This is a genomic window from Paracoccus gahaiensis (genome assembly GCF_005048225.1).
GTDB lineage: Bacteria > Pseudomonadota > Alphaproteobacteria > Rhodobacterales > Rhodobacteraceae > Paracoccus > Paracoccus gahaiensis.
In genome coordinates, this window is record NZ_SUNI01000013.1 from 122,903 (window position 1) to 136,135 (window position 13,233).

General features: G+C 69.3%; 13 protein-coding genes and 2 pseudogenes. 6 read left to right on the plus strand and 9 right to left on the minus strand.

Annotated elements, in window-relative coordinates:
* Window positions 1-19: 19 nt before the first annotated feature.
* Genes pcaG through pcaD form a run of 4 tightly spaced genes read right to left on the minus strand, consistent with a single transcriptional unit; the run spans window position 20 to window position 2,490 of the window.
* On the minus strand, window positions 20-613 hold the full coding sequence (pcaG, locus tag FA743_RS13590) for a protocatechuate 3,4-dioxygenase subunit alpha (RefSeq protein ID WP_136886646.1): 594 nt from the start codon (window positions 611-613) through the stop codon (window positions 20-22).
* A 1-nt stretch (window position 614) separates the two neighbouring features.
* On the minus strand, window positions 615-1,328 hold the full coding sequence (gene pcaH, locus FA743_RS13595) for a protocatechuate 3,4-dioxygenase subunit beta (RefSeq protein ID WP_136886647.1): 714 nt from the start codon (window positions 1,326-1,328) through the stop codon (window positions 615-617).
* Complete coding sequence (gene pcaC, locus FA743_RS13600) at window positions 1,325-1,714, minus strand: 4-carboxymuconolactone decarboxylase (protein ID WP_136886648.1); 390 nt, start codon at window positions 1,712-1,714, stop codon at window positions 1,325-1,327. Before pcaC ends, pcaH begins: the two co-directional genes overlap by 4 nt.
* A complete protein-coding gene (gene pcaD, locus FA743_RS13605; protein ID WP_136886649.1) occupies window positions 1,711-2,490 on the minus strand; it encodes a 3-oxoadipate enol-lactonase in 780 nt (259 codons plus the stop codon). Before pcaD ends, pcaC begins: the two co-directional genes overlap by 4 nt.
* An 84-nt stretch (window positions 2,491-2,574) precedes the next feature.
* Between pcaD and FA743_RS13610 the strand changes: the two genes are divergently transcribed.
* Entirely contained in the window at window positions 2,575-3,480 is a 906-nt protein-coding gene (locus FA743_RS13610) for a LysR substrate-binding domain-containing protein (protein WP_169308886.1), read from the plus strand.
* Between the two features lie 43 nt (window positions 3,481-3,523).
* Here FA743_RS13610 and FA743_RS13615 read toward each other — a convergent pair.
* The 4 genes and pseudogenes from FA743_RS13615 to FA743_RS13630 form a co-directional block, all read right to left on the minus strand.
* Window positions 3,524-4,300 (minus strand): annotated as a pseudogene (locus tag FA743_RS13615) (SDR family NAD(P)-dependent oxidoreductase).
* Entirely contained in the window at window positions 4,290-5,186 is an 897-nt protein-coding gene (locus FA743_RS13620; protein WP_281281782.1) for an amidohydrolase family protein, read from the minus strand. Before FA743_RS13620 ends, FA743_RS13615 begins: the two are co-directional and overlap by 11 nt.
* The gene (locus tag FA743_RS13625) at window positions 5,183-5,617 is read right to left on the minus strand and encodes a MarR family winged helix-turn-helix transcriptional regulator (protein ID WP_136886651.1); all 435 of its coding nucleotides are present in this window, start codon (window positions 5,615-5,617) and stop codon (window positions 5,183-5,185) included. The genes FA743_RS13620 and FA743_RS13625 overlap by 4 nt, the downstream gene beginning before the upstream one ends.
* A complete protein-coding gene (locus FA743_RS13630) occupies window positions 5,617-6,399 on the minus strand; it encodes a crotonase/enoyl-CoA hydratase family protein (protein WP_136886652.1) in 783 nt (260 codons plus the stop codon). The genes FA743_RS13625 and FA743_RS13630 overlap by 1 nt, the downstream gene beginning before the upstream one ends.
* A 103-nt stretch (window positions 6,400-6,502) precedes the next feature.
* On the opposite strand from FA743_RS13630, the gene FA743_RS13635 reads away from it, so the two are divergent.
* The gene (locus FA743_RS13635; RefSeq protein ID WP_136886653.1) at window positions 6,503-8,293 is read left to right on the plus strand and encodes a feruloyl-CoA synthase; all 1,791 of its coding nucleotides are present in this window, start codon (window positions 6,503-6,505) and stop codon (window positions 8,291-8,293) included.
* 322 nt (window positions 8,294-8,615) lie between these two features.
* On the opposite strand, the gene pobA is transcribed toward FA743_RS13635, so the two are convergent.
* Window positions 8,616-9,794: a 4-hydroxybenzoate 3-monooxygenase gene (gene pobA, locus FA743_RS13640; protein WP_136886654.1), complete on the minus strand. Its 1,179-nt coding sequence runs from the start codon at window positions 9,792-9,794 to the stop codon at window positions 8,616-8,618.
* Between the two features lie 93 nt (window positions 9,795-9,887).
* Here pobA and FA743_RS13645 point away from each other — a divergent pair, with 93 nt between their 5' ends.
* The 4 genes and pseudogenes from FA743_RS13645 to FA743_RS13660 form a co-directional block, all read left to right on the plus strand.
* A complete protein-coding gene (locus tag FA743_RS13645; protein WP_246054964.1) occupies window positions 9,888-10,730 on the plus strand; it encodes a helix-turn-helix domain-containing protein in 843 nt (280 codons plus the stop codon).
* A gap of 179 nt (window positions 10,731-10,909) precedes the next feature.
* Complete coding sequence (locus FA743_RS13650; protein WP_246054965.1) at window positions 10,910-11,368, plus strand: ATP-binding cassette domain-containing protein; 459 nt, start codon at window positions 10,910-10,912, stop codon at window positions 11,366-11,368.
* A gap of 187 nt (window positions 11,369-11,555) precedes the next feature.
* A complete protein-coding gene (locus tag FA743_RS13655) occupies window positions 11,556-12,794 on the plus strand; it encodes a metallochaperone AztD (RefSeq protein WP_136886657.1) in 1,239 nt (412 codons plus the stop codon).
* Between the two features lie 319 nt (window positions 12,795-13,113).
* Window positions 13,114-13,233, plus strand: a pseudogene (locus FA743_RS13660) (IS5/IS1182 family transposase); the annotation flags it as partial.

The window sequence follows — 13,233 nt, forward strand, 5'->3', positions numbered from 1 at the left end:
CCGGCGGATGATGCGGGGGTCAGACATCGAGGAACACCGTTTCCCGGTCGCCCTGCAGGTGGATGTCGAACCGATAGGCACCGTCTGCGCCGGTGGCGATCAGCGTCCGGCGGCGGCGGGGCGGTTCGATCAGCGACAGGACCGGATCGGCGGCATTGTCGCGATCGGGGAAATACATCCGCGTCTGAAGACCGGTATTGATGCCGCGCGCCACCAGCCACAGCGACAGATGCGGCGCCAGGAGCCGCCCCCCCGGCCCCGGCACCGCGCCGGGCAGGATCGTGTCCAGCGCAAAGAGGCCGGTGTCGAAATCGGGCACCACCCGCGCCCAGCCCGCAAACCCCGGGGCCGCCCCCGGCTGGCCGGGATAAAACCCCCCCGCATCCGCCTGCCAGACCTCGATCAGCACATCCGTCACCGGCGCGCCCATGCCGTCGAAGACGCGGCCCGTGACGCGGATGCGTGGGCCCGGCACCCCGCCCGGCACCCCGCCAAAGCCCAGGTCGCGGCCGGGACGGGCGACGCCCGCCGCCGCCGGCGCCAGCCCGAGATGCACATAGGGCCCGGCGGTCTGCGACGGGGTCTCCTTGAGGTCGTCCAGCACTTGCACCATGTCAGTTCCCCTCGGGCCGGTTCTCGAAGACGGTGGATCTGCGCCCGCGCAGCACGATGTCGAAGCGATAGACCAGACAATCCAGCGGCACCGCCTGATTGAGGTCCAGAGGCGCGATCAGCGCCGCGATCGCGCGCGGGTCGGGAATGGCGTTCACGATGGGACAGCGGGCGATCAGCGTGTCGCCCTCGAAATACATCTGGGTGATCAGGCGCTGCGCGAAGGCATGGCCGAAGACCGACAGATGGATATGCGCGGGGCGCCAGCTGTTCACCCCGTTGCGCCACGGATAGGCGCCGGGCTTGACGGTGCGAAAGGCGTAATGCCCCTGATCGTCGGTCAGCACCCGCCCGCAGCCGCCGAAATTGGGATCGATCGGCGCAAGGTAGCCGTCCTTCCTGTGGCGGTATCGGCCTCCGGCATTGGCCTGCCAGATCTCGATCAGGGTCTGCGGCACGGGGCGGCGGTTCTCGTCCAGCACGCGGCCATGCACGATGATGCGCTCTCCGATCGGGTCTCCATCCTTGGCATGATTGGCGATCAGGTCGGCATCGCCGGGGGCGATGTCGCCATGGCCGAAGCGCGGGCCGGTCAGTTCGGACACCGTTCCCTCCAGCGACAGCAACGGCAGACGGGGCGACCGCGCCACCGAGGTCTTGTAGTCCGGTGTCAGCGCCGGCGGATGCCAGCTGCGGTCGCGTTGATAGAGGGTCATGCGGGATCTCCGGTGCTGTCGGCTTCGGCGAAGATCCGGCGGGCCAGCGCGATGGCATGGTTGGCACGGGGCACGCCCGCATAGATGGCCACATGCAGCAGCGCCTCGGTCACGTCATCGCGCGAGGTGCCGGTCCTGGGGATCGACCGCAGATGAAGGGCCAGCTCGCCGTCATTGCCCAGGGCGGCCAGCAGCGCGATGGTCATCATCGACCGCTCGCGCAGCGGGATCGTGCCGCGTGACCAGACATGGCCCCAGGCCGCATCGGTGATCAGCGCCTGAAAGGGCGCGTCGAAGGAGGTCTGCGCGGCCCGGGCGCGGGCGATGTGATCGGCGCCCAAGACGGCGGTCCGCGTGGCGGTGCCCCTGTCCGTCAGATGGCTCATCGGCAATGCCTTTCCAGAAAGGGGGTCAGGAGGGCGGCCATGGCCGCCGGGGTCTCGACACAGGGCAGATGGCCGGTGCCGGGGATCAGGTGGAACGCGGCGCCGGGGATCAGATCGGCGGTCGCGCGCACCAGATCCGGCGGGCTGGCGCCATCCTCGGCGCCCGCGATCACCAGCGCCGGCAGGCGCAGCGCCGCCGGCGCCGCCGTCTGATCGGCCTCGGCCAGCGCTCGACAGGCCGCGACATAGCCCTCGGCCGGGGTGCGCGACAGCATCAGCCGCCAGAGCGCGACCTGCGGCTTGTCCCGGAAGGCGGGGGTGAACCAGCGCGCCATCACCGCCTCCGCGATGCTCTCCGGCCCGCCTGCGCGCACCGCGTCGATCCGCGCCTGCCAGCTGTCCGGCGTGCCGAGCCGGGCGGCGGTGTTCGACAGAACCAGCGCGCGGACCAGATCGGGGCGCCGGGCGGCCACCGCCTGCGCGATCAGCCCGCCGATCGACAGGCCCGCCACGACTACCGGCCCGCCCACCTCATCGATCAGCGCGATCGCATCCTCGGCGTGATCGGCGATGCTGCGGCCATCCCCCAGATCCGACAGCCCATGGCCCTGCTTGTCATAGCGCAGGATCCGCAGCCGCGCGGGCAGCAGCGGCATCAGCGCCTCCCACAGCCGCAGATCGGTCTCGAGCGAGTTGATCAACAGCAGCGTCGGCCCGTCCTCGGGACCGTCGATCCGGTAATGCAGCGCGCCCTGGGGGCGGGTCAGGACTTGCATGATCTCTCCCTTTGTCCATAACCTTAGCAAACGGAAACCGAGCGGAAAAATGCAGAACACGCCCGCATCCATAACCTGATGGTCATGCATCCCGCCATCAAGCTGCGCCATATCCGCGCCTTCCTGGACATTGCCGCCCTGGGCGGCCTGACGCCGGCGGCGCGCGCGCAGGGGGTCACGCAGCCCGCGCTCAGCCGCAGCCTGGCGGAGTTGGAGAGCCTCCTGGACGCGCGGCTGTTCCGGCGCGAGGGGCGGCGGCTGGTCCTGACCGAGGCGGGGCACCGGTTCCGCGACCATGCCGCCCGCGCGGTGCAGATGCTGGATGCCGGCGCGGCGGCCCTGCACCCGCAGGCGGCGGGGCGGCTGGTGGTGGGCATCCTGCCGACGGTCGCGACGCGCCTCTTTCCCCGGGTGGCGCTGCGCTTTGCCGCGCAGGTGCCGCAGGTGACGCTGGCGGTCGAAACCGGCCCGCATGCGCATCTGATCGGCCTGCTGCGTGACGGCCGGATCGGGCTGATGATCGGGCGGATGCCTGCGGCGGCGGACATGGCCGGCCTCAGCTTCCATCACCTTTACGAGGATCACGTGGCGCTGGTCTGCCGGCGGGGGCATCCGATGCGGGGGGCCCCGGCGGCCGAGGCGCTGGCCGCCTGTCCGCTGATCCTGCCGCCGCGATCGGCGCTGATCCGGCGCACGGTGGACGACTATCTGCTGGCCCGGAACCTGTCCGGCCTGCACCCCGCCTTCGAGACCGCCGCCCTCGCCGTGGGGCGGGGCATCGTGACCGGATCGGACGCGCTGTGGTTCATCTCGCAGGGCGTTATCGCGGACGAGATCGCCGCCGGCACCCTTGTCGACTGGCCGACCGGGTCGGCGGCCATGTCGGGCGCTGTGGGCATGACCCGCAGGCAGGCCCAAGGCCCGGATCCCGACCTGGACCTGCTGATGCGGCTTCTGATCGAGGACAGCCGACCCGGCGACGGGGGCTAGACGGTCCGACCGCCGCATGACCGGTCGCGGCCCCTGTCCTGCCTCAGCGCGGCGACAGGCGGGCGGCGCCGTCCAGGCGGATCACCTCGCCGTTCAGATAGGGGTTGGTCAGCGCCGCCCCGGCCAGCGCCGCGAATTCGACGGGCGCGCCAAGCCGGGGCGGGAACTGGATGCCGCGGGTGATCGCGGCCAGCGCCTCGGGGGACAGTTCCTCCATCAGCGGCGTGCGGAAGAGGCCCGGCGCGATCGTGACGACCCGGATGCCACACCGTGCGAACTCGCGCGCGATGGGCAGCGTCATCGAGACGATTCCGCCCTTCGAGGCCGCATAGGCCGCCTGCCCGATCTGCCCGTCATAGCCGCCAGCGAGGCGGTCTTGACGATCACACCCCGCTCTTCATCCGCCTCGGGCCCCCCGTCCCTCGCCGGAGCGGCCTGCATCCGTGCGGCAGCCAGGCGCCAGCACGTTGAAGCTGCCCAGCAGGTTGACGCGCAGGATCGCCTGGAACTGCGCCAGCGGCTGCGGGCCGTCGCGGCCCAGAACCCGGGCACCGCCGCCGATGCCCGCGCACATGACTAGCCCGCGCAAGGGCCCCTGCGCCGCCTCGGCAGCCTCCAGCGCGGCCATGACCTGCGCCTCGTCCGTCACGTCGGCGCAGACGGCAAGCCCGCCCATGCGGTCGGCCACCGCGCGGGCCGCACCGGCGTTGCGGTCCAGCACCGCCACGCGACCGCCCTGCCCCGCGATCCAGTCCGCCGTGGCGGCCCCCAGACCCGAGCCGCCGCCGGTCACCAGAAAGGCGTTGCCCTCAATCCGCATCGCGACCTCCCAGGCCCAGCAGGCGGGCCGCGTTGTCCTTGAGGATCAGGGGTCGCACCTCGTCGCGGATTGGCAGGTCCGCGAAATCGGCCAGCCAGCGATCGGGCGTGATCGCCGGCCAGTCCGATCCGAACAGCATCTTCCGCTTGAGGATCGTGTTGGCATACTGCGTGAAGATCGGCGGGAAATAGCGCGGCGACCAGCCGGACATGTCGATATAGACGTTTGGCTTGTGGGTGGCGACGGCCAGCCCCTGCTCGGTCCAGGGAAAGGACGGATGCGCCAGGATGATCGGCGTGTCGGGGAAATCGACCGCCACATCGTCGACATGGATTGGGTCGGAATATTTCAGCCGCATTCCCATGCCACCTCGCATCCCCGCGCCCACCCCGGTCTGGCCGGTATGGAACAGCATGATCGCGCCCTCCTCGGCGATCGCCTCGTACAGCGGATAGGCGGCGCGGTCGTTGGGAAAGAAGCCCTGCATCGTGGGATGGAACTTGAACCCCCGCACGCCGAAATCGCGCACCAGCCGCCGCGCCTCGCGCGCGCCAAGCCGCCCCTTGGCCGGGTCGATCGAGGCGAAGGGGATCAGGATGTCGCTGTTCTCGGCGGCCAGCCGGGCGATGTCCTCGTTGCTGTGGCGGCGAAAGCCGGTCTCGCGTTCGGCATCGACGCCGAAGATGACGGCGGCGATCCGGCGCTCGCGGTAATAGGCGGCGGTCTGGGGCACGGTCGGCAGCATCCCGTCCACCCCGGCGGGGTTGCGGAAATAGCGCGCCATGCCGGCCTGGAACTGGTCATAGCCGTCGTCGCGCGGGCAATTGCACGGCTCTTCGGCATGGGTGTGGATGTCGATGGCGACGATATTGTCCAGATCGATCATGGCAATCCCGCAATCTTGCGCAGCAGCCGCACGAGGTCCGCTTCCTCGTCCGCCGTCAGCGTATGGGTGAAATAGGCGTCCTGCCCGAAGAAGACGGCCCTGTGGCGGGCCACGAAATCCTGCCCCCCGGGCGTCAGGTGCAGATGGACCGAGCGGCGGTCCTCGGCCGGGATGCTGCGCGCCACGCGGCCCAGATCCTCCAGCCGGCGGATGATCTTGGTCATGTGCGCCGGCTTGATGCGCAGTGCCTGCGCCAGATCGCCCTGCCGCAGCCCGGGGTTCAGCCCGATCACCCACAGCACGGAAAACTCGCCCGGGCGCAGGTCCTGATCCTCGAACCGGGCGAAGAAGGCCTCGAAGGCCTCCAGCTGGCCGATCCGCAGCAGATAGCCAAGCGAGCGGCCCAGCTCTCCCATCTCGATGCCGGCCATCAGCGCGCCGCCGGAGGGGCGACCCTGCCCGTCTTGCGATCCAGGAAATCGCGCAGCCGCGCCTCGGCCTCGGGATCGGTGGCGGTGAACGAGGCGATGAAGCTTTCCATGAACAGCCCGTCATCGCGCGACATCTCGGCGATGCGGGGCAGCGCGTTGATGATGGCGTAATTCGACAGATGCGCATTGCCCGCCGCCTTCTGCGCCAGCGCGATCGCGCGGTCCAGCGCCTGGCGGGGGGGCGTCACGTAATGGACCAGCCCCCACCGCTCGGCCGTGTCCGCGTCGATGCTGCGCCCGGTCAGCATCATGTCGGTCATGCGGCTGATGCCCAGCAGGCGTGCCGCCCGGACCGATCCGCCGCCGCCCACGAAGATGCCGCGCGTGCCCTCGGGCAGGGCGAAGAAGGCCGTCTCGTCACAGACCCGCACCTGCGCCGCCGCCGCCAGTTCCAGCCCGCCGCCGACCGCCGCGCCGTGGATGGCCGCGAACCAGGGGATCGGTCCGAGCTCGATCCGGGCAAAGACCTCGTGCCAGCGGCGCGAGTTCAGCACGCCCTCGAACGGGGTGCGGGCGACATGTTCGGCCAGATCGAGGCCCGCGCAGAAATGCGCGCCATGCCCGTGAAGGACGGCAGCCTTCGCCTCGGTCCGGGCCCGTTCGATCGCCAGCGCCAGCGCCTCGACCACCCGGTCCGAGATGGCGTTGCGCTTGCCCGGGCGCGCCAGTCCCAGCACCGCCACCTGATCGCGGCATTCATAGCTGACCAGTTCTTCTGTCATGATCGCCTCCTGCTGGGGACCGTTCTAACGCAAGATAATATTCTTATAAACAGTATCCAAGGAAACTATCTTGCCGCGAGGAAGCCGTGGGAGGAGATCCGCGATGAAGGACAGGGAACCGACAGATGCCGCAACCGCACCCTTGCGGAAGGTCGCCGTCTGGACGCCGCACCTGCGGGTCCGGACCCGGCCGGACGGCACGCAGATCATCGCGCAGGCCGATCCTCTGGCCCCGCCTGCGCGCCACATGTCCGACCGGATCGCCCATTGGGCGGAAGCTGCGCCGGATCGCATCTGGATGGCGGAACGCGCGGCGGGCGGCGACTGGCACCGCCTCCGCTATGGCGAGCTGGCGGACCTGCTGCCGCGCATCGGGCAGGCGCTGCTGGACAGGGGGCTGTCCGTCGACCGCCCTCTGCTGATCCTGGCCGAGAACGGCATCGGGCACGCGCTGATGGCGCTTGGCGCGCAGCATGCCGGGGTGCCCTCGGCCGCGGTCTCGCCGGCCTATGCGCGGCTGGCCGAGGGGGCGAAGCTTCGCCAGATCGCCGGTCAGATCACCCCGGGGGCGGTGTTTGCGCCCGACCCGGACCTTGCCGGGATCGCGCGGGGGGTGCTGGCCGGCGTGCCGGTGCTGGCCGCCCTCCCCGAGGCCGCGCCGGGCCGTGTTCATCAGGTCCATGCCGCGCTGACGGGGGACAGCATCGCCAAGTTCATGTTCACCTCGGGCACGACGGGCGCGCCCAAGGCGGTGATCCAGACGCAGGGGATGCTGTGTGCCAATCAGGCGATGATCGCGGATTGCTATCGCTTCCTGACCGAGGAACCGCCGGTCTTCGTCGATTGGGCGCCCTGGAACCATGTCGCGGCGGGGTCCAAGGTCTTCAACATGGCGCTGCATTTCGGCGGCAGCTATCATGTCGATGCCGGCAAGCCGACGCCCCGCCACATGGCCGAGACGATCCGCAACCTGCGCGAGATCGCGCCCAGCTGGTATTTCAACGTGCCCATCGGCTATGACGCGCTCTGCGACGCGATGGAGGGCGACGCCGCATTGCGCGACCAATTCTTCAGCCGCCTGCGGATGCTGATGTATGCGGGCGCGGGCATGGCGCAGCGCACCTGGGACCGGCTGCAGGCGCTGTCGGTCGCGGCGACCGGGGCGCGCACGCTGATGGGCAGCGGCCTTAGCGCGACCGAGACCGGGCCCTTCGCGCTGGCCGCCGTCGCGGATGTCGCGGGCCCCGGCAATATCGGCCTGCCCGCGCGCGGCGTCACGATGAAGCTGGTGCCCCAGGCCGGCAAGCTGGAGCTGCGGCTGAAGGGCCCGAACATCACCCCCGGCTATTGGCGCGAACCCGAGCTGACGGCCGCCGCCTTCGACGACGAGGGGTTCTACTGCATCGGTGACGCGCTGCGCCCGGTCGATGCCGACGATCCCGCGCAGGGCTTCGTCTTCGACGGGCGCACGGCCGAGAACTTCAAGCTGGACACCGGAACCTGGGTCGCCGTCGGCGCCCTGCGCGCGGCTTTGGTCGATGCGCTTGGCGGGCTGGCGCAGGACGCGGTGCTGACCGGCGAGAACCAGCCCCGGATCGGGGCGCTTCTGGTGCCCGCGACGGCGCGGATCGCGGCCCTTCTGGGACCGGAGGCCACGCTGGACGATCCGCGCCTGACCGCCCTTCTGCGCGACCGGCTGTCGGATTTCGCGACGCGCGCCACCGGCTCGTCGACCCGCGTCAGCCTGGCGATGTGGCTGATCGATCCGCTGGACCCGGCGGCGGGCGAGGTGACGGACAAGGGCTCGGTCAACCAGCGGGCGGTGCTGGCGAACCGGCAGGCCCTGGTCGCCCGTCTTCATTCGGGCGGTCCGGGTGTCGTGGCGCTGTCCTGACCGGGACGGCCCGGCGCTTGCCGCACCGGGCCGCCCCCGACCTCGGCCCCCCGAAAGGCGCGCGCAGCCTGGCTTCCAGGGCGATGCTATCGGTGACGCTCCGGTCCAGCTTGGCGATCGCCTCCGGGCAATCGAAACCGGACTTCTCATAGACATAGCTGCAATAGCTGATGTTAGAGCTCAACTTCCACACAGCTTCCCGGTAGCCCAGATAGAGGTCCATCTCGATCCGGTCATCGGTGCCGTCCCGGTCTCGGACGACGCGCAGAGGGCCTGAGCGGCTGCCGGCCGGGGAAGGCGTCGATGCGGCCGCCCCCTTGGGTCAATAGGGCAGCCCCACGTAATTCTCGGCCAGATCGTGGCGCGCGGTCTCGGACTGCGCCAGATGGTCCAGCGTGGCGCGGCGCATCTGGGCGGCAAAGCTGTCCTCGCCCTCGAACCGGTGCAGCATCGTGGTCATCTGCCAGCTGAACCGCATCGCCTTCCAGATTCGCGACAGGGCGCGGTCCGAATAGCCGTCGATCCCCGCCCTGCCCTGCCCCCGCAGCGCCGATATCAGCGCCTGATGCAGATAGAAGACGTCCGAGGCCGCCAGGTTCAGCCCCTTGGCGCCGGTCGGGGGCACGATATGCGCGCTGTCGCCCACCAGGAACAGATTGCCCCATCGCAGCGGCTCGGACACGAAACTGCGCAGGGGCGCGATGCTTTTCTCGATCGAGGGATGCGGGGTCAGGCCGTGGGCCAGTTGCGCGGGGATGCGGCGGGTGAATTCGGACCAGAAGCGGTCGTCGGACCAGTCCTCGACCCGGTCCGCCTGCGGCACCTGCACATAGAGCCGCACCAGATGGTCGTTGCGCATCGAGGCCAGCGCAAAGCCGTGGCGCGAATTGGCATAGACCAGTTCGTCGGCAAGGGGCGGCATCGTCGCCAGGATCCCCAGCCAGCCGAAGGGATAGACCCGTTCGAAGGCGCGGCGCCGGTCCTCGGGGATGGTCCGGCGCGAGACGCCGTGAAACCCGTCGCAGCCCGCGACATAGGCGCAATCCAGCCGCTTGCGCTGGCCCTGATGGGTGAAGTCGACGATCGACCGGTCCTGGTCCAGATCGCCGATCACCACATCCGAGACCTCGTGCAGGATCGTCGTGCCCTGCGCCTCCTGCGCGTCGTAAAGGTCGCGCGTCACCTCGGTCTGGCCATAGACCATCACCTGCCGCCCGGTCAGCGCATGGATGTCGATCCGGATCAGATGGTCGTCGTCGGACAGGCAGAACCCGCCATGCGGGATGCCCTCGGCCTCCAGCCGCGCGGCCACGCCTGCCTCGCGCAGCAGATCCACCGTGCCGCTTTCCAGAACACCCGCCCGAATGCGCGACAGCACGTGATCGCGGGTGGCACGCTCCAGCACGACCGTGTCGATGCCCGCGCGGTTCAGCAATTGCGACAACAGCAGGCCCGACGGCCCGCCGCCGATGATGGCCACCTGAGTGCGGATCGCGGTCATGAAGCATCCCCCTTGTCATGTCGTCGACGACCCTAGCCTGCGGCGGCTGTTGAACGAATGGACGCGGGCGGCATAGGCTGGTACTTTTCGGGCATGGAGCCCCGCCCGCCGATCCCGGTCTTCACCCTTTTCGGAGAGACCAGCGTCTTTCCCGACGTGATCCATTGCGAACGGGTCCTGGACCGCGCGCGCCTGCATGACTGGGCGATCTCGCCCCACCGGCACCGGCAGATGTCGCAGATCCTGCAGATCGAGACCGGCGCGGCCAAGGCCCGCGTGGACGGGCGGGCGCTGGACCTTGGTCCCGGGGACTACCTCTATATTCCCGTGCAGGCCGTCCACGGCTTCGTCTTCTCGCAGGGGGCCGAGGGGACGGTCCTGTCCTTTCCGACCCCGGTCACGGCGGGCATGACGCCCGAGATGTCGTCTTGGCTGGCCCGACCGCAACAGGGCCGCCTGTCCGACCGGGCCGCCGGACTGATCGCGGATCTGCGGCAGGCGCATAGAACGACTGGCACATTTCGCGCGCAGCGCCTCGTGGGGCTGGCGCAGCTGCTGCTGGCCACGATGGCCGAGGACAGCCTGGACGGGATCGCGCCCACCCATGGCGCGGGGCGGCAGATGGACCGGCTGGACGCCCTGATCGCCGGGCATCTGGGCGAGGGCTGGACCGCGCGCGACTATGCCGGGGCGCTGCATGTCACGACCGGCCATCTGAACCGCATCGTTCGGACGGCCAGGGGATGCAGCCTGTCCGCGCATCTGGAGGCCGCGCTGATGGCCGAGGCCTGCCGGCTGATCGCCTTCACCCGCATGCCCGTGGCCGAGGTCGGGTTCAGGCTGGGCTTTGCCGATCCCTCCTATTTCTCGCGCCGCTTCCGTCTGCAGGTCGGAGAGGCCCCCGCTGCCTATCGCCGTCGCCTGCAGGACGCCTGACCGAGCCCTTTATGCGCCATCCCGCCAATTGACGAACGCCGATCCTCGGCGGGACGGCGATCTCCGATCCGCAAGGGATACCGGACAGCGGCCCGATGAATGTCCCACGGGGCGCCCGCAACGGGTTGCGCTTCCCATTTACGTTATGTAATCACATTCACGAACTGAGGAGCAGCGCAGTGGCAGAAGAGAATGCGGGCGGCGGCGCGGTCATCACCCTGTCGGATTATGGCAGCCATGCGGCGATCCATCACCAGAACGGATCGTTCTCGCCGGGGTCGCTGACCGCCATCGTCGGGCCGAACGGCTCGGGCAAGTCGACGCTGCTCAAGACCATCGCCGGGCTGCTGGCCCCGATGAGCGGGCGGTGCCGCAGGCGACCGAAGCAGACCATCGCCGATCTGCCGCAGCTGTCAGAACTGGATCGCGGCTTTCCCGCATGGGTGCGCGATCTGGTGGCGCTTGGGCTGTGGCAGCGGCGCGGGCTGCTGAGTCGCCACCGGATGCGGGACCGGGACCGGGTGGCCACGGCCTTGGCACAGGTCGGCCTGCTGGGCGTCGATCACCGGCCGCTGGACATGCTGTCGGTCGGGCTGCTGATGCCCCGACTGTCGCGCCGCGCCCACCGCACGGCCTGACCCCGAAGGACCCCCCCATAATCCTGCGCCTCCTTGCCGCCTTGCCGCTGGCCGACACCCATCATTCCGACGCGCTGTCGGGGCCCGACGGTCCCGCGCCCGACTGTCTGTCGATGATGCGCCACAACGCGCAGGCGATCACCGCGGCCTTGTCCGAATGACCCTTCCCAACCACAGGAGACGACCCATGATCAGAATCCTCACCGGTGCCAGCACGCTGGCCCTGATGCTGGCAGGCACCGCCATGGCGCAGGACAGCCCCGACCACGATCATGCCCACGAGGGCGACGTGACGCTGTATCGCCTGTTCGTGGGCGATCATGCGGGCGGTCAGGTCACTGCCATCGACCTTTCGGACCCCGACCGTCGCTGGACGTTCGAGACGACCGGCCAGACCAAGCTGTTCCCGGTCGCGGGCGGCGCCGTGGTGGCCGCCGTGCAATCCGACGATGACGCGGTGCATCTCTTCGACAGCGGCATCTCGTTCGAGGATCACGGCGATCATGCCGATATCGAGGTCACCGACCCGACCGCGATCGACACCGTCCTGACCGGGCCGCGTCCCTTTCATCTGGTCGATCACGACGGCCAGGTCGTCATCAACTACGACACCGGCGGCTATGCCGAGGTGATCGACGGCGCGGCGCTGGCACGTGGCCGGATCGACCCGCAGCGCTTTCCGCAGGCCCGCGCGCATCACGGCTTCGTCGCACCCCTGGGCGATGCCTGGCTGTCGACTGTTGCCTCGGACGAGGAAGTCACGGGCGATGCCTCCGTGCCGCGTCTCGGGTTGCAGGCGTTTGACGCCGAAGGGCAGCCCACCGGCGATCTGGCCCCCTGCACCGGCATCCATGGCGAGGCGTTTTCGGGCGCCTATCTGGTCGCGGGCTGCAAGGAGGGCGTGCTGGCGGTGACCACCGGATCCGATGGCCCGGTCTATGAGATGCTGGATTACCCTGCCGATCTGCCGCAGGACGTGACCACCGGCACGATCCTCGGCTCGAATGCGATCCAGATGTTTCTGGGCAATCACGGCCCCGACGGTCTGGTCGTGATCGATCCGGTCGACGAGCCGCATTTTACCCGCATCAGCCTGCCCTTCCGCCGCATCGACTTTGCGCTGGACCCGGTCAGGCCAGCCCATGCCTATGTGCTGACCGAGGATGGCAGCCTGCACCGCATCGACATGCTGGCCGGCGAGATCGAGGCCTCGGCGAACGTGACCGAGCCCTATTCGATGGACGGCCACTGGAACGACCCGCGCCCGCGCCTTGCCATGGCCGGGGATGAGATCGTCGTGACCGACCCGAACGCGGGCCTGATCCGGCGCATCTCGACCGAGGATCTGTCGGAGCTGGGCACGATCGAGGTCGAGGGCGCCCCCTACAACATCGCCGTCGCCGGCGGCAGCGGCGTGGTTCACTGACGCATCGGCGCCCGGTCGCAGGGCCGGGCGCCGCTTACAGGAGGGCATCTGTTCCCGGCGTGGCATTCGCTTTGCCCCGCTTCGCACTATCGCCTTCAAGGCGCTGCCGAAAGGTGATGGGCCAAGTTTGAGGGATAAGGATAGTCCCACATGAAAAATCGCCCGGCTTGAGAGCCGGGCGATGCCGTCGAACATTCGTTCCGCGCAAAATGATCGTTAAAGCCAAGACGTGCAGCCGCTCGGCTGCACGTCTAGGGTCAGGATGCATTGATTTCCTCCCTGTTGCGTGATTCACGGCTCGGAAAAACGGATCGGTGACATGAGCGACCTTTTCTGGCTGAGCGACGCGCAGATGGCGCGTCTGGAACGCTTCTTTCCGAAGTCGCACGGAAAACCGCGGGTCGATGACAGGCGGGTGTTGAGCGGGATTATCTTCATC